Source organism: Ruegeria sp. E8 (genome assembly GCF_056533985.1).
Genome location: NZ_JBQFOY010000014.1, coordinates 33,214 through 50,628 on the forward strand (window position 1 = coordinate 33,214; position 17,415 = coordinate 50,628).

The 17,415-nt window shown below is 60.3% G+C and carries 17 protein-coding genes; all 17 read right to left on the minus strand.

The genetic code is table 11. The features are described 5' to 3' along the window. Window positions 1–26 precede the first annotated feature (26 nt). The 17 genes from napA to ahbB (ACR0LF_RS16850) all read right to left on the minus strand — a co-directional run bounded on the left by napA (window position 27) and on the right by ahbB (ACR0LF_RS16850) (window position 17,413). A complete protein-coding gene (gene napA / locus ACR0LF_RS16770) occupies window positions 27–2,519 on the minus strand; it encodes a nitrate reductase catalytic subunit NapA (RefSeq protein ID WP_480577147.1) in 2,493 nt (830 codons plus the stop codon). Further along, entirely contained in the window at window positions 2,516–2,809 is a 294-nt protein-coding gene (locus ACR0LF_RS16775; protein ID WP_480577144.1) for a chaperone NapD, read from the minus strand. The genes napA and ACR0LF_RS16775 overlap by 4 nt, the downstream gene beginning before the upstream one ends. Further along, window positions 2,806–3,312: a ferredoxin-type protein NapF gene (napF, locus tag ACR0LF_RS16780; protein ID WP_480577141.1), complete on the minus strand. Its 507-nt coding sequence runs from the start codon at window positions 3,310–3,312 to the stop codon at window positions 2,806–2,808. The genes ACR0LF_RS16775 and napF overlap by 4 nt, the downstream gene beginning before the upstream one ends. Before the next feature lie 139 nt (window positions 3,313–3,451). Beyond that, window positions 3,452–4,348, minus strand: a complete 897-nt coding sequence (locus tag ACR0LF_RS16785; RefSeq protein WP_480577138.1) for an FAD:protein FMN transferase — start codon at window positions 4,346–4,348, stop codon at window positions 3,452–3,454. Beyond that, window positions 4,345–4,860 carry a nitrous oxide reductase accessory protein NosL gene (locus tag ACR0LF_RS16790; RefSeq protein WP_480577135.1) on the minus strand — a complete coding sequence of 172 codons (516 nt, stop codon included), beginning with the start codon at window positions 4,858–4,860 and terminating at the stop codon, window positions 4,345–4,347. The genes ACR0LF_RS16785 and ACR0LF_RS16790 overlap by 4 nt, the downstream gene beginning before the upstream one ends. Further along, window positions 4,857–5,678 (minus strand): ABC transporter permease, encoded by an 822-nt coding sequence (locus tag ACR0LF_RS16795; RefSeq protein WP_480577132.1) that lies wholly within the window; start codon window positions 5,676–5,678, stop codon window positions 4,857–4,859. Before ACR0LF_RS16795 ends, ACR0LF_RS16790 begins: the two co-directional genes overlap by 4 nt. Continuing rightward, window positions 5,675–6,568 carry an ABC transporter ATP-binding protein gene (locus tag ACR0LF_RS16800; protein WP_480577129.1) on the minus strand — a complete coding sequence of 298 codons (894 nt, stop codon included), beginning with the start codon at window positions 6,566–6,568 and terminating at the stop codon, window positions 5,675–5,677. The genes ACR0LF_RS16795 and ACR0LF_RS16800 overlap by 4 nt, the downstream gene beginning before the upstream one ends. After that, entirely contained in the window at window positions 6,558–7,814 is a 1,257-nt protein-coding gene (locus ACR0LF_RS16805) for a nitrous oxide reductase family maturation protein NosD (RefSeq protein ID WP_480577126.1), read from the minus strand. The genes ACR0LF_RS16800 and ACR0LF_RS16805 overlap by 11 nt, the downstream gene beginning before the upstream one ends. A gap of 1 nt (window position 7,815) precedes the next feature. Next, window positions 7,816–9,723, minus strand: a complete 1,908-nt coding sequence (nosZ, locus tag ACR0LF_RS16810) for a TAT-dependent nitrous-oxide reductase (protein WP_480577123.1) — start codon at window positions 9,721–9,723, stop codon at window positions 7,816–7,818. Window positions 9,724–9,738: 15 nt separating this feature from the next. Next, entirely contained in the window at window positions 9,739–11,862 is a 2,124-nt protein-coding gene (locus tag ACR0LF_RS16815; RefSeq protein WP_480577264.1) for a 4Fe-4S binding protein, read from the minus strand. Between the two features lie 44 nt (window positions 11,863–11,906). Continuing rightward, complete coding sequence (locus ACR0LF_RS16820) at window positions 11,907–12,371, minus strand: DUF2946 family protein (RefSeq protein WP_480577120.1); 465 nt, start codon at window positions 12,369–12,371, stop codon at window positions 11,907–11,909. A gap of 88 nt (window positions 12,372–12,459) precedes the next feature. Then, window positions 12,460–12,723 carry a hypothetical protein gene (locus ACR0LF_RS16825; RefSeq protein ID WP_480577116.1) on the minus strand — a complete coding sequence of 88 codons (264 nt, stop codon included), beginning with the start codon at window positions 12,721–12,723 and terminating at the stop codon, window positions 12,460–12,462. Continuing rightward, the gene (locus tag ACR0LF_RS16830; protein ID WP_480577113.1) at window positions 12,680–14,203 is read right to left on the minus strand and encodes a cytochrome D1 domain-containing protein; all 1,524 of its coding nucleotides are present in this window, start codon (window positions 14,201–14,203) and stop codon (window positions 12,680–12,682) included. The genes ACR0LF_RS16825 and ACR0LF_RS16830 overlap by 44 nt, the downstream gene beginning before the upstream one ends. Before the next feature lie 76 nt (window positions 14,204–14,279). Beyond that, window positions 14,280–15,494, minus strand: coding sequence for a heme d1 biosynthesis radical SAM protein NirJ (nirJ, locus tag ACR0LF_RS16835; protein WP_480577111.1), 1,215 nt, complete (start codon window positions 15,492–15,494; stop codon window positions 14,280–14,282). A 4-nt stretch (window positions 15,495–15,498) separates the two neighbouring features. Beyond that, window positions 15,499–15,981: a siroheme decarboxylase subunit beta gene (gene ahbB, locus ACR0LF_RS16840; protein WP_480577108.1), complete on the minus strand. Its 483-nt coding sequence runs from the start codon at window positions 15,979–15,981 to the stop codon at window positions 15,499–15,501. Further along, entirely contained in the window at window positions 15,978–16,427 is a 450-nt protein-coding gene (locus ACR0LF_RS16845; protein ID WP_480577105.1) for an Lrp/AsnC family transcriptional regulator, read from the minus strand. Before ACR0LF_RS16845 ends, ahbB (ACR0LF_RS16840) begins: the two co-directional genes overlap by 4 nt. Beyond that, window positions 16,424–17,413 (minus strand): siroheme decarboxylase subunit beta, encoded by a 990-nt coding sequence (gene ahbB / locus ACR0LF_RS16850; protein WP_480577103.1) that lies wholly within the window; start codon window positions 17,411–17,413, stop codon window positions 16,424–16,426. The genes ACR0LF_RS16845 and ahbB (ACR0LF_RS16850) overlap by 4 nt, the downstream gene beginning before the upstream one ends. Between the last annotated feature and the right edge of the window lie 2 nt (window positions 17,414–17,415).

The window sequence follows — 17,415 nt, forward strand, 5'->3', positions numbered from 1 at the left end:
GGGACTACCTTTGCGATCCTTGCCGGTTACGCGCGCTCGACCTTGCAGGCGCATTTCTTGTAATCGGTCTCTTTCGACAGCGGACAGGTTGCATCCAGCGTCAGCTTGTTGGTCAGCTGATGCTCGTCGAACCAGGGCATGAAGACCAGACCGCGCGGCACCTTGTTCCGCCCGCGGGTTTCGACACGGCTGGTGACTTCGCCGCGACGGGTGGACAGCACGATCTCCTGCCCGCGCCGCAAACCGCGATCTTTGGCATCTTGCGGGTGCATGTAAACGACGGCCGACGGGAACGCACGATGCAGTTCCGGCACCCGGCGGGTCATCGAACCCGAATGCCAGTGCTCCAGCACGCGACCGGTCGACAGCCACAGATCGTATTCTTCATCCGGCTCTTCTGCGGCGGGTTCATAAGGCGCAAAGATGATCTTGGCCTTGCCGTCCTTGTGACCGTAGAACTTCACATCCGCGCCTTCGGGCACATAGGGATCATAGCCTTCGCGGAAACGATAGAGCGTTTCCTTGCCATCCACGACCGGCCAACGCATGCCGCGCGCCTGATGGTACATGTCGAACGGTGCAAGGTCATGCGCGTGGCCGCGCCCGAACTCGGCATATTCCTCGAACAGACCTTTCTGCACGTAGTAACCGAAATGCTCGGCATCGTCGTTGTGGAACCCTTCGGCGGTTTCGGACAGCGGAAACTGGTCTACCTTGCCGTTGGCGTAAAGCACATCATACATGGTCTTGCCGCGATGCTCGGGCATCTTGGCCAGCAGCTCTTCTCCCCAGACCTCTTCGACTGTGAAGCGTTTCGAGAATTCCATCAGTTGCCACAGGTCGGATTTCGCCTCGCCCGGTGCCTGAACCTGCTGACGCCAGAATTGGGTGCGGCGTTCGGCGTTACCATAGGCGCCTTCCTTTTCGACCCACATTGCGGTGGGCAGGATCAGGTCGGCAGACACGGCAGTTACCGTCGGATAGGGATCGGACACCGTGATAAAGTTTTCCGGATTGCGATAGCCGGGATAGCCTTCCTCGTTGATGTTGGGCGCGGCCTGCATGTTGTTGTTGCACTGCACCCAATAGGCGTTCAGTTCGCCATCCTTAAGCTTGCGGTGCTGCAGCACGGCGTGGAAACCGGGCTTGGGCGGGATGGTCCCTTCCGGGATGTTCCACGCGGTCTCGCAAATCTTCCGGTGCTCGTCATTCGCGACGACCATGTCGGCAGGCAGGCGGTGGGCAAAGGTGCCAACCTCACGCGCGGTGCCACAGGCCGACGGCTGACCGGTCAGCGAGAAGGGCGAGTTACCGGGTTCCGAGATCTTACCCACCAGCAGGTGCACGTTGTACATCAGTGAGTTCACCCAGGATCCGCGGGTGTGCTGGTTGAAGCCCATGGTCCACAGGCTCATGACCTTGCGTGTCGGGTCTGCATATTGCTGCGCCAGTTTCTCCAGCTTGTCGGCGGGAACACCGGACAGCTCGGAAGTGTACTCCAGCGTGTAGGGCGCGACCGCCTCTGCGTATTCCTCGAAACTGATGGATTCCAGCTTACCCGAGTTGGGGTTTGCGGCTTCCTGCTGCAACGCGTTGGTTTCGCGCAGGCCATAACCGATATCCGTTGCGGTTTTGGTGATATTGACGTGGTTTCGCACGAAGTATTCGTTCACCGCGCCGTTCTGGATGATGTAATTGGCGATATAGTTCAGGATCGCCAGATCGGTTTGCGGCGCGAACACGATACCGTTGTCCGCCAGTTCGAATGATCGATGTTCGAAAGTGGACAGCACATGAACCTCGCAGCCCGGTTTGGTCAGGCGCGTATCCGTCAGGCGCGACCACAGGATCGGGTGCATCTCGGCCATGTTCGAACCCCACAGCACGAAGGTATCCGCGTGCTCCAGATCGTCATAGCAGCCCATCGGTTCATCGATGCCGAAGGTGCGCATGAAACCCACAACGGCCGAGGCCATGCAGTGCCGCGCGTTGGGGTCGATATTGTTCGACCGGAAACCCGCCTTCATCAGCTTTGACGCCGCATAGCCTTCCCAGACGGTCCATTGGCCCGAACCGAACATGCCCACGCTGGTCGGGCCTTTCTTGGCCAGGGCCTCTTTCCACTTGGCCGCCATGACGTCGAAGGCTTCGTCCCAGCTGACCGGCTCGAACTCACCGTTCTTGTCGTATTCGCCATTGGTCTTACGCAGCAGGGGTGTGGTTAGACGGTCCTTGCCATACATGATCTTGGACAGGAAATAGCCCTTGATGCAGTTCAGGCCCCGGTTCACCGGCGCGTCCGGGTCGCCCTGTGTGGCCACGACGCGGCCATCTTTGGTGCCGACCAGAACGGAACAGCCTGTACCGCAGAACCGGCAGGCGGCCTTATCCCAGCGGATATCGGGCGCATCGGTCTGCGCATTGGCCTGACCTGCGGCCATGGGAATGCCCGCAGCCGAGGCAGTGGCTGCCGCTGCGGACGCTTTCAGGAATGTACGACGGGATTCAGAGATGGTCATTGCATGGGCCTCCTGCTGGACGGTTGGCTTGGAGCATCAGGACGCGGAGAAGCCTCCGCGGGATCTTCGAAATGGTGATAAGTCAGTGACAGTGAGATCACGCCGGGGATCTGGTGCAGATCCATGATGGTTTCCGAGGCCAGCCGGTCGGCGGTATCCTCGACAACCACCACAAACCGGCCATCCTCGGCTTCGGCATGAAGCTCGACGCCTTGGGTGCCGGCCATCGCCGCACGCGCGGCGTCGGTGTGATCGGGGGCGATGTGGACGAGACAGCCACAGATATTCATTGGGTCACCTCCGGGTGTTGTGGGGTGGGGCGGTGCATCGCGATGGCCCCGGCGGGGCAGGCAGCAGAACAACTGCCGCATCCGATGCAGGTTTCAGTTTCAAGCGCAGGTTCTGCCCGCCCGCCCAGTTGCAGGCGGAAACGGATGGCATCCTGCTCGCAATTGTCCTGACACAGGCGGCAGCTCACCCCGTTCATCGACAGGCAGCTTGCAGCATCGATGCGGGCGCGCCACGGCCAATCCTCTACGCGCTCGGGCAGCAACGCCGGAGTTGGACAGGCTTCCGCACAGTCGCCACACATTGTGCAACCGCCTGCGGAAAGGTCCAAAACGGGAAAACCGCTGTCGTCGAATGTGACGATTTCTTCGGGGCAGGCGCTGGCGCAATCCTCGCACCGGGTGCACAGATCTGCAAAGCCCGACACGGCTGCGCCAGGCGGTCGGATCGCATCACGATCTTCCCGCAGGATACGCGCGCTCAGAAAAGCGCGTCTGCTCGTCATCTGGCTCATTGCTGGCGACTCGGATTTAGATTGATAGGTTCGCGTCCTTCCTTCCTAGCGGTCCGGAACAGTGCACAATTTGACCTATATCATGTTTTTGAGAATTTTTGTTGATCAGCTCTGGAATTGTGATCCTGCGCTAGACGCTCACCTCGATCCGAGCCTCAGGAAAATGTCGCGCGATGTCATCGGATGTATCGGCGGGTGCAGCGCAAAGCGCTGTAGACAACCCATCGGCCACTGCCGCTTCCGGGGCAGAAACAGAAACCGTTCTGGCCTGGCTTGCAGGCCCGTCCGGGGTCATGATGTGCCCAAAGCCATGGCCCACCTGAGTACCAAACGAAGACGAAGTCGCAACGGCCCGGTCGCTTAGCGCGACGCGCTTCAGAACACTCTGATCCGGCAACGCTAACCCAACCTTCCAAGGCGTGCCATCGCCCCGCGCACCCAAAGCGGCGATCTCTCCCATATCGACCAGAACATCCCGCAGTCCAAAGCCGCGCAGCAACGCGGCGATCCGATCGGTGATCGCACCCTGCGCAATACCGTTCAACGTCAGCGCCGACCGGCCGGGCAGCGGCAGACACACAGTAGAAGTGTCAAAAGACACGTGTTGCCAGCCTATTACCTGCCGAACTTCAACCAATTCTTCAGGACGTGCCCCTGTCGCCAGCGCGGACCACAAGGGTTGAATGCTCGGATCAAACGCACCGTCCGAGGCCTGGTGCAGAGCCGAACACAGGCTCAAGACGGACAACAATTCCGGGGCCGGAGCTGCCAGAACACCGTCGCGATTCAATCGGCTGAGCTGCGACTGAGGGCGGTACAGGCTGAAAATGTCCTCCAGCCGCGTAACCTCTGCCTCAACGGCCGCGATGATCGGTGCCGCGTCGGCATCTGTCAGCCCGACCAGCCTCAGGCTTGCGGCGGCCCCCAGTGCCGTGCCGTGCCACCGCGCGTCAGAGGCAGATGCCGGGACAGCCGCAGCGCAAGCGGCTGAGATGATCAAAAATCTGCGGCGGGACAGGGCGGTCATACGGGGGTCTCCAACTGCAGATCAAGATCGACGGGGCCAAGTACTTCGGTATCCGGGATGTCCGGCAAACTCAGCGCGGCCCCGCCGTAGATATCAATGAACGTCTGGGCGGCGGCGGGGTCCGCAAAGGGTACGACTTCGCGCGCGCCCATACCTCCGGCCACATTAGCCCCAACGACAAAGGTCGCGCCCTCAGCCGCGATCCAGTTCGAAATCCCCGGCTGTCGCCAGCTTGGCGCAATACCCATATCGCTGACATAAACGGCAGTGATATCCGCATCGCGCTCCGGGCTTTTGAGGTATGCCACCATGTCGCGCACCTGGGCAAAGAACAGCGGCGCGGGATAACCCTCAAGATGGATCTGGCCCTTTGGCCCGCCATGTTCGGCGATGTTCATCTGGCAGAAATAGCTCAGCGCATCGGGAGTCAAATCGACCGGGTCGGGGGCCTCGGCCACCTCTTCCTTGCAGGCCGCCAGCGCGACCAAGGCGATCAGAGCAAGGTGTTTCATGGTTCAACCCTCCGGAAAGCGAGGCGGGCGAGGGCGAAAGCCAGCAAGGGCCAGATCAGCAGCGATGCAGGCGCGGCCCAGACGGGCAGGGCCTGCGCCGCCCCGGTCATGCCGGACGCCATCGCAACGCCTTCGGTTGCGGCGATGTTCCACAGTCGGAATGCGTCGGCCGGGTTGGCCACCATCACCCATGGAAAGACGGATTGGGTGAAGCTGCCGCCCTTGTCCATGACGACGGCCCCCAACAGGCCCAGATCATAGAGGACGACAAAAACCAGCCAGAGCCCGGCCGACAGACCCGCCGCCGCCGTAGCCCCCTTTGCCAGGGCGGACAGCAGGTATCCCAGCGCCAGAAAGACAGCGCCCAGCAGGATGGATGTGAGGATAAGGCGCGTCAGCGCCATCAGGCTGTCCGGCCCCGCGCCGCCAAAGAACGCTGCCACTGCGCCTGCGATACCGAAACCGACGGTCATAGCGAAGGCCAAAGCGGCCAGATGGGCGGTGAATTTGCCCAGCAGGATTTCACCGCGCCCCGCCGGGTAAGACAGCAGCAGTGACAGGCTACCGCGATCCACATCGCCTGCAATGGCGTCAAAGGCAATCATCAGCGCCAGCAGGGGCGCAAGATAGACCGACAGCGTGGTCATCGAGGCCACCGAAACGGTCAGCATATCGACCCCCAGCGTGCCGGTTGGCGTACTGCCTGCAAAGGTCAGCGCCAGAGCGAACAGCACCATGATCAGCGTCGCGACCAGCAGCCATCGGTTGCGGCGCAGGATCAGCATTTCGGTGCGGGTGATGACGAGGAAGCGGGTCATTGCATCTCCTCCTGAGCATAGTGGCGATAAAGGTCTTCCAGCTTGGGTGGCGTCATCTCCACATCCGCCACCGCGTCGCCCATGCCAGCGATCCGGCGCAGGGCCTCCATCTTGTCTTCAGGGGTGCAGAGCAGCTCGACCGACGCCCCGTTGATCCGGCTGCCACCCAGTTCGGCGGCCAAGGCGTCAGCGTTGGCACTGGCGCGCACTTTCAGGCGGATCGGCAGACCGGCCAGCGCCGACAGGTTGGTCAGCGTGTCATCAGCCACCATCCGACCCTTGCGCATGATGGCAATGCGGTCGGTGCGGGCCTCGACCTCGGTCAAGGCATGAGACGCGATCAGAACGGCGGTACCCTGAGCGGCAAGCTCGTCAATGATGGCATAGAGATCCTGCCGCGAAATCGGATCCAACCCGCTTGTCGGTTCGTCCAACAGCGCCACTTTCGGCTGACCCAGCAGCACCTGCGCCAGACCCAGACGTTGCCGCATCCCTTTGGAATAGGTGCCGATCCGACGGTCCAAAGCGTCGCTCAAGCCGACCCGCTCCAACAGGCCGGGCACGTCGGCCTTTGCGCCCGAAAGCTGCGCAAACAGGGTCAGTTGCTCGCGCCCGGTCAACGCGGGATGGAAGGACACCGCTTCGGGCAGATAAGCCGTTTCCCGCCGCGCTTGCGCGCTGCCGGGGGTGGCGTCCCCGATCCGAATGGCGCCGCCATGGATCGGCGTCAGGCCGAGGATGGATTTGATCAGGGTCGACTTGCCCGCGCCGTTATGGCCCAGCAGCGCGACGCGCTGTCCGGGGGCAAGGGATAGGGTGATATCGTCAAGAACGCAGGTTTTCCCTCGGTCCTTGCAGACATTGTCGATAGACAGGGCCTTATCCGTCATGAGGCACCTTTTTCATTGCTGGGGGTTCAGGGGCTTGCATCAATGGGTTGCTGTCCATCACGCCCCCCGGCAACAGCGCCGGGAAGGCCGATTGCGACCAGCGCACCAGCTGCACGGCAGGAGAGCCGAGCAGCAATTTGGCTGCGGGTTGGGTCCACAGCACGTGGTCCATCGAGTCGTTGGGGCGATAGGGGGCATCGGCGATGCCGTTGCCATCCACATCAAAGGCGGCAAAGTCGGACCAGTAATTGCCGCGCCCGTCTTCTGACCACTCGACCCATTTGGTCGAGACATATTTCACCTGGGTCCGGTTGCCGACAAAGGCGTTGCCGACGATCCGGTTGCGCTCGGACCCGGCGGTAAAGTGGATGCCGATGCCGCATCCCTGGAACCAGTTGTCGGTGAATTCGTTCTTGTTCGAGTTATAGAGAAAGGTGCATTTTTCCTTGGCACCTTTCACCACGTTGCCGGTGATGGTGCTTTTGTTGGCATAGTTCAGCATCACGCCATGTTCGCGATCACTGATCGAGACATTGTTGGCCACGGTCACATTCGTCGTGAACATCACTGCATAGCCCAGATCGTTGCCGATTGAGACATTGTCGCTGACGACCGAGTCATCTGCATACATGTAATGCACCGCAAAGCGCAGATCGCGGAACAAGTTACCGGTGAAGGTGTTCTTTTTCGACGAGTTCACAAAAATCCCGTCGCGTCCGAACCTTATGTCATTGTCTTCAACCACCGCACCCGGCGCGTTCCAGACATAGACACCATTGCCGCGTGCGTTCATGTGGCGGTCCTGACGCCCTTCGATCCGGTTGCGGCGTACGATGCTGTCTTTGGCCCCGTGGATGTCGATACCGTAGAGATTGCCCAGCAGCACGTTATCCACGACCACCGGCGCGTGCGCCGTCTTGGTCAGCTGGATGCCGCTGTCGATCCCGTCATGGCTGGAACCCGAGCCAATCACCGTCAACCCGCGCACTGTCACGCCCGGCCCGGTCACCGTGATGACGCTGCCTTGGCCTTGTCCGTCGATGGTGGCCCGTCCCAGCCCGTCGAGGGTAACGGGCCGGTCCAGAACCAGCGTTTCAAAGTAAACGCCGGGGCTCAGGCGGAGGGTGTCTCCATCCGCCGCCTGCGCCAGTATTTCATTGATGGCCCCCGCCCGGTTGGGCACATCCCAGTCCGCCGCCCAAAGGGGCGAGCCGAGCAGGAGCGATATGAGCAGGGGCCAACGCATTTTACGCGCTCCGCGGCTCAACAAACATCCGGCCGCGCATTTCCATGTGCAGCGCGTGGCAGAACCACTGGCAATAGAACCAGTGCACGCCCGGACGGTCGGCGATGAAAGTGACCGAGGCAGTGGCCTGCGGTGCAACCTCCATCGCAACGCCGAAGTTTGACAGGCAGAAGCCGTGGGTCACGTCATCCACATCATCCAGGTTGGTGACATAGACAGTGACTTCATCGCCTTGTTTGACGGTGAACTTCTCCATGCTGAACACAGGCGCGACCGAGGTCATGTAGACCCGCACTTTGTTGCCATCCCGGATCGGCTCATCCGCCCCATAGTCCAGATCGACACCGTCGGCCTCTGCCTGCTTGCGGGCATCTTCCCACATCGGGTCATTGCGATCCCAGACATTGACCGGGTTCACCTTGGACCGGTGCACAAGGATCGAGTCGTGCGGCTCCGCAAAGGTCGGGCCGTCGTGAACCACCTTCATCTTGTCGCCCGAGATGTCGATCAGCTGCTCGTTTTCGGGCTTCAGCGGACCAACGTTCAGGAAGCGGTCTTTCGAGAACTTGTTCATCGAAATCAGCCACTTGCCGTCAGCCTCGGCGGTCTCGCCCATCGAGGTCGAGTTGTGGCCCGGCTGATACTGAACGTCCACCTTGTCAAGGATCGGATCAACGTCGGCACCACCATAAGCCTCAATCGCTTTGGTGATGTCCCATTTCACTACCTGGCTGTCCAGGAACAGCGTGGTGTAGGCATTGCCTTTACCATCGAACGCTGTGTGAAGCGGGCCAAGACCCAGCTGCGGTTCCGCCACGATGGCCGAGCGTGGATCAGCGTTGTCGGCAAACAGCGCATCGACCTTCTCGACATCGATCACAGACACGGTCGGAGACAGCTTGCCGTTGATCATGATGTGCTTCTTGTCGGGCGCGGCGTTCACACCGTGCGGCGAGTTCGGGATCGGGATATAGCGGGTCAGGTTGCCACCGGCCTCTTTGCGCCCGTCCACGACTTTGACGCCGTTCAGTTCCTGATAGTTGCCCGCAGCAATCGCGTCCTCAATGCCTTTCAGGTTGAACACGACCACATGGTCCAGTTCGTTCTCGGTCATCTCGGCCAGGTTCATACCCATTTCCGAGTTGTACGAGGTCGAGAATGCGTATTTGCCCTGATAGTCACAGTCGGTGTTGTCGAGGTTGCCCGAGACCATCACCTGCCACGCGATCTCCATCGTGTCACCGTCGATGGCGGTGAAGATGTTCACGTATTGCGACGGATCGTCGAGGATCTCACCATCATTGACCAGCGGTGCCTCGTGTTCGCCATTGGCGAAGATATAGCCGGTGCGCGGGTATTTCTGCGGACGCAGGCCGTGGATGTCATGCGCGTTCGGGATCTCGATGATCTTGTCGCATTTCATCACGTCACAGCGCACACGGGCCACGCGGGTGTTGGCCTTGTCGTTCATGAACAGAAAGCGACCGTCATAGGTGCCATCGGTGAAGGACATATGCGGGTGGTGCAGGTCGCCATTGTCATAGGTGACCTTGCCATTTGCGGCCAGGAACTCTTTGGTTTCAGGCAGCAGGCCTTCGGTCAGAATCTTCAGCGACTCGTTGGTCTGGCCCCAACCGGTGGCCGAGCAACGGTTGAACACAGGCACGCGCATGAGCTCGCGCATCGAAGGCACACCCAGAATGCGCAGTTCACCGGTCTGACCCGAAGACCAGAAGCCGTAATATTCGTCCAATTCGCCGGGCTCCAGATGCGCGTTTGCGGCAGCGCTGGCCTCGCGGGCGGTCATCAGGGTCGAGCCAAGCCCGGTCCCGGCAATCACCGCACCGGTGGCGGTGGCCCCCAACATCCCACGGCGCGTGATGTTCAGTTTCTTGTCATGTTCCGACATGATCGTTCCTCCTTTTTAGGAAACGGATTGCGGTTTGGCGTTCGGATGGTTCGCCGGTGGTTGCCCGAGGGGGGTCTTGAGGTTGACCGCCCCTGTCTTGGCCCGCCGTTTCAACTGGCGGATAACGACGGGACATTTGTCCTCGGACTGGTAAAGCACCTGACAATGCAGGCAGGTGACGCACTCGTTCGGATTGATCTCACCGGTTGGGTGGATCGCCTGAACGGGGCATTCGTTGGCGCAGGTCTGACAGGGGCTGCCGCAATCGGGGTAGCGGCGCAGCCAGTCGAACATGCGAATACGGGCGGGGATCGCCAGCGCTCCGCCCAACGGGCAAAGGTAGCGGCAATAAAAGCGTTCAATGAACAGCCCGATCCCCAGCAAGGCCAGCGCAAATACCACAAACGGCCAGTCGCGCATGAATTTCAGAATGATCGCGGTCTTGAACGGCTCGATCTCGGCATATTTCTCGGCCAGCGGGATCGACACAAAGCTGATCCCGAACAGCACGAGGAAAATCATGTATTTCGCGGGCCAAAGCCGCTCGTTCAGACCCCAGGGCAGGGTCCATTGCGGCACCTTCAGCGCGCGTGCGATCTTGTTGGTCAGCTCTTGCAGCGCGCCGAACGGGCAGAGCCAGCCGCAATAGGCCCCACGGCCCCAGAACAGCAGGGCGGCGGCGACGGCAAACCATTGGATAAAGACCAGCGGGTCAAGAAGGAAGGCATCCCACGAAAAGCCGGTCCGCAGGCTGCCCGCCAAAGCCATCAGGTTCACCACGCTCAGCTGCGCATTTGCATACCAGCCGATGAAGAACAGCGTCATGGTCAGGAACCCGATGCGGAACCAATAGAAGACCCGTGCGTTCATGGTGGCGTGGAACTGGAAGAAGAAAGTGGCCGTCAGCACCAGCAGCATGATGCCGAGGACGCCTATTTCGACGGTGCGATCTTTCCAGATGCGCTGCCACAGCGCGGCCTTGGCCGCGGCTTCGCTGGTGGCGTCATCCACGACTGCCGGGGCGACGACCGGCAGCAGGTAATGTTCCGGCAGTTTGTAACCCAGATCGAAGGTTAGAAAGGTTTTCTCAACCGCACCAACGGCGCGCTGCACAAGCAGTTGCAGGCGGAAGGGCTCGGCCGGGTCGAACTCGGCATCGGCCGGGATTTTGAAGATGTCCAGCTCTGTGAAACTGGGCGCGTCCGGCGCGGCAACCGTGCCCAAACGGCGCTGTTGCTTGTCAAAGAACCGCACGGAACTGTCGCCCTGGATCAGCTGAATCCGGTCGAAAATGCCACCCCGGACATAGCCCGAGCCTTTGAAGCTGTAGGCCCCGCGCCCCAGCACCAGAATGGCCTGCTCGCCTTCGTCCAGCCAATCCACCAGATTCTGATATTCGGCCTCACCCAGCAGCGATTTGCCGATCGAGGGGACCGAAACCAGCGCCATGTGCATGTCGATAAAGGTGTCATCCGGCTCACCCGGCTCAGGGCGCTTGGTGGCGCGCTGATCGCCGGTGGCTTCGAACGCCGCGTTGACCTGACCGATATCCAGTGTCAGCCGCCGCACCGATCCATCGCCAGACAATGTGGTCCAGTCATAAACCGCGTCCTGCGCCATATCGACGTCGCGCTTCGGCCCATCGGCCTGTACCGGAGACAGCCCGCCCAGCCCCAGCGCCCGCGCCACCTTGATGCCGCCGCGAACAAGGCTGTCATCGATCACCATGATCGTCACCGTCGCACCCGAGATGATGTCGAGGTCATGCCCCTCACCGCCGGTTTCGGCCTCGCGTTTCAGATCCAGCCCGGCATAGCCCTCAGTCAGCTCGACCATGCGCGAATTGGGGATGCCGATCAGAACGATAGGTTCCGAGTGTTTGACCAGTTGCACACCGGTCAGCACCGCATCGTCATCAATCGCAGCAACCACATGGATGGGTTTACCGGAATAGCCTGTGGTCCCGACAAAATCAGAGGTCAGAAAAGCCCAAGCAACGGTTTCGCTACCGTTGAGGACGGGTGCAACAGGGACGTCATCGCGGACCGGTCCAAAGGCATCGGCGCCGGGGGCCAGATCCGAGGGTTCGATTTCAGGCAGGAAGCTGGCGAGGCTGTCAGCATGGGCACTGATCGCCATCAGGCAGGACAGGGCAAGGGCCAGCAGAGAATGGATTGCGCGACTTACGACCACGGCGCACCTCCGATACTTGGGATGGACGCCACGGACGCGCGCAGGGCGCGTTCAGATTTTTCTTGGGTCGCGAACGGGGGGCCTCGGGTTTCGGGCCACAGTTGCTTCGAGTTGTACAAAATGCACAGGTCGCTGATTGCTGCGGGTACAAACTGTACATTTCCGGTTTGTGTCAGCAATGGCAGGTCGGGCAGCGGGGCTGCAGTTGTCACCGCGCAAAGCACGCAATCGGCACATTCCGGGCAGGGCACGGTTGGATCGGTGTTTTCCTCCTCAAAGTCCACCTCAACCCATACCGCGCCTGCCTCCGAGCAGATCTCCACCCACATGCTTTGTCCAGGACTCGCCAGCACCGGACCAAGCAGTTGCAACAACAAAAGGAATATGCCCGCCAATCCACATGCCGCACGCAAGGCGCGGTCAGGAAGGATGTGGCGAAAGTGATAGGCGGACATGGAGAATCCAACTCGGTAGTCTTTACGGAACCGTATGGGATTCTCTCTTTCCGATACTTGACTTTGGTCAGGCAGGCCGGTTTTTCGTTCAGCCGTCTGCCTCGTCCATCAATCCACGCACCCAGCGCCCTGCCAGCCATGTCGCCGGAATGCCCAATGGGATGGACCACAGAAGTGCGGGAACAGGTTCAATCGCTCCGAACCCAATACTGTGCGAAATTAAACCCAGTAAAAACAGGTTGATGGCCACGGTCAGTGCCGCGGCCGGATAGAGCAGAATGGCCAGCTTCCAAACCGGCCATTTGCCGTCAGTGGCTGGTGCCTTCCGAGAAGGTGATTTTGTTCCAGACATTGTATTTCCCCGAAGGTTTGCGCATCGGCAGGCGGCGGACCTCTTCCAGAGTCTGCGCGTCATAGACGATCACCGCGCCGTCATCTTCCCAGATCGAAACCAACGCATGGCTACCATCCTTGGTGAACTCCACATGTGCCACGGTTTTACCCGGCGCAGGGCGCAAAGTCTCTACAATTTCAAGGCTTTGCTTGTCGATCACATGCATCGCGTCCTTGTTGGGACCAAAGAAAACATCGGCCCAGACATAAGGCGAGTTTTCATGGCTGCGCATGAAGAAACCGGGTCCTTCGGTCTTGATCCGCTTGACCGTTTCCCATGTTTCCATATCGATCACCGACACTGTACCATCGGTCAAATGGGGCGTGGCCATCACGGTGGTATCGTCATACCGCCACGTGATGCCCGACCCCAGATGCGGCATACCCGGCAGGTCCAGATCGGCCACTTTGTGGCCAATCACAAGGTCGATCACTTGACCGCCCTTACCATCGCGGGACGCGCCCATGACGTATTCATAGCTCTGGTCGAAAAAGAAATCGTCCAGGTAGTCGGGCGTGGTGATCTTGCGTACGGGGAAAGGGTCAGGGTTCTTGAACTGCCCCTCGATGCGGAAATCGTGCCCCAACCCGAATTGCGGCGGATTGGCACCATAGAAGACTTCCCAAATCTCGGGCACGTCTTTCAGCGCCAGAACAAAGCTTTCACGCGGAGGTGCCTGATACACAGCGGAAACGCGGCTTGGCTTTCCCTTCTTGCTCTTGATGTCGATGACCTTGGCCACGGACAGGTCTTCGGTCGACAGCAGGGTCAGGCTGTTGGGCAGGTAATTCGCCACCGCCACCAACTTGCCATCACCCGACATGGCGATGTTGCGGCTGTTGAGGCCGGCCCGCACACGGCCCACCTGTTTCAACGCCCATATGTCGTATTTTTGGACCCATCCATCGCGGGACATGATGAAGACATAGCGGCCATCAGGGCTGAATTTCGGTCCGCCGTGGACGGCAAATGGGGTTTCGAACCGGTCCAGAACCTCGAACGTGTCACCATCCAGAACGCTGACATGGTGGTCACCGGTCTCAACCACCAGCGTGATGTTCATCGGATCGCTGTCCCAAACAGGAGCGTCAACCGCGACATACTCCGCGTCGAGAGTACGACTGGCCGTGATATCGGACTCGCCCCATTCGGGATCACTTTCCAACGGAGATTTCAGCCAACCCGCCAGTTCCTCGATCTGCAAAGTGTCTAGTTCATGTGAAAAAGCAGGCATTTGCGTAGCCGCGCGCCCCTCGGCAATCACGGCGGCCACACGCGGCCCGCGCATGCGTTTTAACGTCTCGGGGATCAGAGCCGGCCCCACGCCGCCCAGACGGTTCTCTCCGTGGCACGAGGCGCAATGTTCAGCATAGTCCGAAGGCGCATCCGCCCAAGCAGCGCCTACGGTCAGAATGCAGGCAAGCCCACCGATCTTCATCTTTTTCAAAATACTCCCGCCGGAGGCTCCCGCAGGCACCGCCCGCGCGTCGGTAGAAGGGTCTGAGTGAACAGTGTCAAAAGAACTGATGTGCCGGATCATGACGTTTCCCTCGGAACGGCGTGACTTGCAGACGTTCGCCCGCATCCTCGACACCTATTTCTTGGTTTGACAGATAACAGGCCGGATCTTCGGCCCAGGGATCGCCGGTCAGCTGCAAGGCCCTGATACGAGTGTTGCCACCGCAGACATCATTCAACTGACACGCACCGCAGCGCCCCTTCAACGGGCGTGGGCGGGTGCGCAACATGGCCAGCATCGGATCATCGCTGGTCCACAGGTCCGAGAACGCCTGGGTTTTCACATTGCCGACCGTGTAATCGGACCAATAGGTGTCGGGATGCACCCGGCCCAGATTGTCGATATTGGCCACACCCAACCCGCTGGAGTTGCCGCCCCATGCGGCCAGATGTTCCCGCACATGGGCCACTTTAGCCTCATCGAAATGCGCTCGCACCCAATTGAGGAAGTATCCAGCATCAGCATCGTTGTTGCCAGTTACGATATCCAGCGGACGCCCCCCCGACGCAGCTTCCCATGCGCGCTCCAGCAGCAGGTCTAGGCCTTTGCGCGTCCGCAGGTGTTCAGCGTCCTCGCCCCGGTTCTTATCGCCGCGTCCGGCATAAACGAGGTGAGACAGGTAGAACTTGTCGACGCCCTCATCATCACACAGTTTCAGCAGGTCGGGCAGGTGATGCTGCGTGCCTTCGGTCAGACAGAACCGCAAACCCACCTTAATGCCGCGTTTCTTACATTCGCGCACGCCGCGCAAAGCGTCGGCAAAAGCGCCCTCAACCCCGCGGAACCAGTCATTGGTGGCTCCGATCCCGTCCAGCGAGATGCCGACATAGTTAAATCCTATATCGGCAATCTTGTCGGCGGTTTCGTCGTAAATCCGCGTACCATTGGTCGACAGCGCCAGCATCGGCACCAACGCACGCGCGCGTTTGGCGATGTCAAAGAAATCGAATCGGTCCAGCGGCTCCCCACCCGAGAGGATCAAGGCCGGGACGCGAAACTGGCCAAGATCCTCAAGGGTTACCATGGCTTGCTCATGACTGAGCTCGCCCGGGAACGCCACATCCGCCGAGACGGTGTAACAATGGCGGCATTTCAGATTGCAGCGCCGGGTCAGGTTCCAGATTACCACTGGTTTCACCGGTCCCGGGCGGCGTTTGCGCACCGGGGTCGGTTTGACCAGTTGATGCATGTATTCGGTCAGGCGGAACATTGTCTCAGCCTTTCTGTTTCAGGCGCAGGCCTGTCTTTTTCAGGATGCGCGTTGAATAGAGGATGTCGTTGGCCCGGCAGGCATCGCCCAGAATGGCGGCAATTTCGGCGCGCTTCTCTTCGACCTCGGCCCGGTCTGCGCCATGAACCATTGCAAACAGGTTATAGGGCCAACCGGGCAGGGCGCGGGGGCGTTCATAGCAATGGGTGACAAACGGCAACTGGCCTATCTGAGTACCCATTTCGGTAATCAGGCTGTCCTCTACATCCCAGACGGTCATCCCGTTCGAGGTCATGCCCAGCTTGTAGTGGTTGGGTGCGGCGGCGACGCGACGGATCACACCCCGTGATTTCATCTCGGCCAGCCGGTACAACAGCGCGTCTTCGTCGATGCCGAGGCTGTTCGCTACCTGTGCATAAGGTTCGGGCACAAGCGGCAGGCCACATTGCAATGCCTCGATAATCTCTCTGTCTTTCGCGTCGATCATGCCGCCACCCGGAAGCCGATAAAGAATTCCTGCAGTTTGGGGAAACGGAGAACCGCTATCCCCGTTTCCCGTTCGATCGCATCGGCGGCGGCCTCGATCCCCTCGGGCGTTTCGGTGGCCAGCACGAACCACATGTTCAGCCGGTGCGTGCGTTCATAATTATGGGCCACCTCGCGGTGTGCATTGACTTTGGTCAGGACGGTCTCGAATTTTTCGGGGGAAACGGCCATGGCGCAAAGGCAAAACGCGCCGCCCATTGCCGCCGCATCGAAAAACGGGCCGAAGCGCGTGAGGACGCGATCTTCCTTCATGCGCGCCAGGCGCGCCAGTAAATCGGCTTCGGGCAAGCCCAGTTCTTCGGCCACAACGGCATAGGGGCGCGAAGACAGCGGCAGATCGTCCTGTATCCGGTTCAGAATTGCCCGGTCAATTGCGTCAAGCGTCATGCCGCGGCCTCCTTTGTCTGGATCAGCGCGCCGGTTTGTTTGAAGCAGCGGGTCGAGAACAGGACCTTGTGCTGGGCTCCAAACAGTTCTGGCAAGGCGCGAGCGCGGGCCAAAACCTCAAGCGCTTCGCTGCGCGAGCGGGCATGGATCATGGAATAGAGGCGGTACGGCCAGACATCAGGAACAGGATTGCGCTCGTAACACAGGGTCACTCCGGGATAGGCGGCCAAAGCGGGACCGGCAGTGTCGATCTGTGCCGCAGGCATGTCCCAGACCACCATCGCATTGGCCGACCAACCAAGCGCCCGGTGACGCACGATGACGCCAAGCCGCGAGATGATCCCCGCGGCGTGCAAATCAACGACCCGCGCCATCACGTCATCCACGTTCCTGTTCAGCGAACGGGCCAAGGCCGCGAAGGGCTCCGTGACCAGAGACAATCCCGAGCTCAGTGTCTGAAGCAGGCACCGATCACCATCTCGCATGGCCGAAGCGTCAATTTTTCGAGCGTTGGGAACGTTTTTTGCCCCTGCTGTCATGCGAAACCCAAGGTCCACGTTGAACGGCCGCACCAGTCGCAAATCCAAGACCCGCAATCCGGTCGATCGGCTGATCCGTGCGAGGGTGTCGTTGACATGCGCCCGGTCCGGCCCAGTGGCGACAAACCAAAGGTTCCAGGCATCTTCGCGCTGATAATTGTGGTTCACGCCAGGTTCGGCATCGATCAGCGCTGCGACCTCTTCCAGCCGATCTTCTTGAACGGACACGGCAGCCAGGGTGCTGGCCGTCACCGCACCGGGCGTGATTGTAGCGCCAACCCGTGTGATGCGGCCGGTGGCACGCATTCGGGACAGGCGTTGAATAACCTCGGCCTCGTCCAGACCAAGTGCTTCGCCCAACACCTGAAACGGGCGTTCAGTGACGGGAAAATCGCGCTGGAACTCGTCCAACAGACGGCGGTCAATCGGGTCCGTAACATGTTGCATCT

What these genes read in the sequence shown, in the direction of transcription:
- ACR0LF_RS16820 (WP_480577120.1), bottom strand. Translation starts at nt 12,371, where the DNA reads ATGTCCGCCTATCACTTTCGCCACATCCTTCCTGACCGCGCCTTGCGT.
- ACR0LF_RS16845 (WP_480577105.1), bottom strand. Translation starts at nt 16,427, where the DNA reads ATGACGCTTGACGCAATTGACCGGGCAATTCTGAACCGGATACAGGAC.
- ACR0LF_RS16775 (WP_480577144.1), bottom strand. Translation starts at nt 2,809, where the DNA reads ATGAATATCTGTGGCTGTCTCGTCCACATCGCCCCCGATCACACCGAC.
- napF (WP_480577141.1), bottom strand. Translation starts at nt 3,312, where the DNA reads ATGACGAGCAGACGCGCTTTTCTGAGCGCGCGTATCCTGCGGGAAGAT.
- ACR0LF_RS16805 (WP_480577126.1), bottom strand. Translation starts at nt 7,814, where the DNA reads ATGCGTTGGCCCCTGCTCATATCGCTCCTGCTCGGCTCGCCCCTTTGG.
- ACR0LF_RS16830 (WP_480577113.1), bottom strand. Translation starts at nt 14,203, where the DNA reads ATGAAGATCGGTGGGCTTGCCTGCATTCTGACCGTAGGCGCTGCTTGG.
- nirJ (WP_480577111.1), bottom strand. Translation starts at nt 15,494, where the DNA reads ATGTTCCGCCTGACCGAATACATGCATCAACTGGTCAAACCGACCCCG.
- napA (WP_480577147.1), bottom strand. Translation starts at nt 2,519, where the DNA reads ATGACCATCTCTGAATCCCGTCGTACATTCCTGAAAGCGTCCGCAGCG.
- ACR0LF_RS16800 (WP_480577129.1), bottom strand. Translation starts at nt 6,568, where the DNA reads ATGACGGATAAGGCCCTGTCTATCGACAATGTCTGCAAGGACCGAGGG.
- ACR0LF_RS16825 (WP_480577116.1), bottom strand. Translation starts at nt 12,723, where the DNA reads ATGTCTGGAACAAAATCACCTTCTCGGAAGGCACCAGCCACTGACGGC.
- ahbB (WP_480577108.1), bottom strand. Translation starts at nt 15,981, where the DNA reads ATGATCGACGCGAAAGACAGAGAGATTATCGAGGCATTGCAATGTGGC.
- ACR0LF_RS16785 (WP_480577138.1), bottom strand. Translation starts at nt 4,348, where the DNA reads ATGACCGCCCTGTCCCGCCGCAGATTTTTGATCATCTCAGCCGCTTGC.
- nosZ (WP_480577123.1), bottom strand. Translation starts at nt 9,723, where the DNA reads ATGTCGGAACATGACAAGAAACTGAACATCACGCGCCGTGGGATGTTG.
- ACR0LF_RS16795 (WP_480577132.1), bottom strand. Translation starts at nt 5,678, where the DNA reads ATGACCCGCTTCCTCGTCATCACCCGCACCGAAATGCTGATCCTGCGC.
- ACR0LF_RS16815 (WP_480577264.1), bottom strand. Translation starts at nt 11,862, where the DNA reads ATGGCGATCAGTGCCCATGCTGACAGCCTCGCCAGCTTCCTGCCTGAA.
- ahbB (WP_480577103.1), bottom strand. Translation starts at nt 17,413, where the DNA reads ATGCAACATGTTACGGACCCGATTGACCGCCGTCTGTTGGACGAGTTC.
- ACR0LF_RS16790 (WP_480577135.1), bottom strand. Translation starts at nt 4,860, where the DNA reads ATGAAACACCTTGCTCTGATCGCCTTGGTCGCGCTGGCGGCCTGCAAG.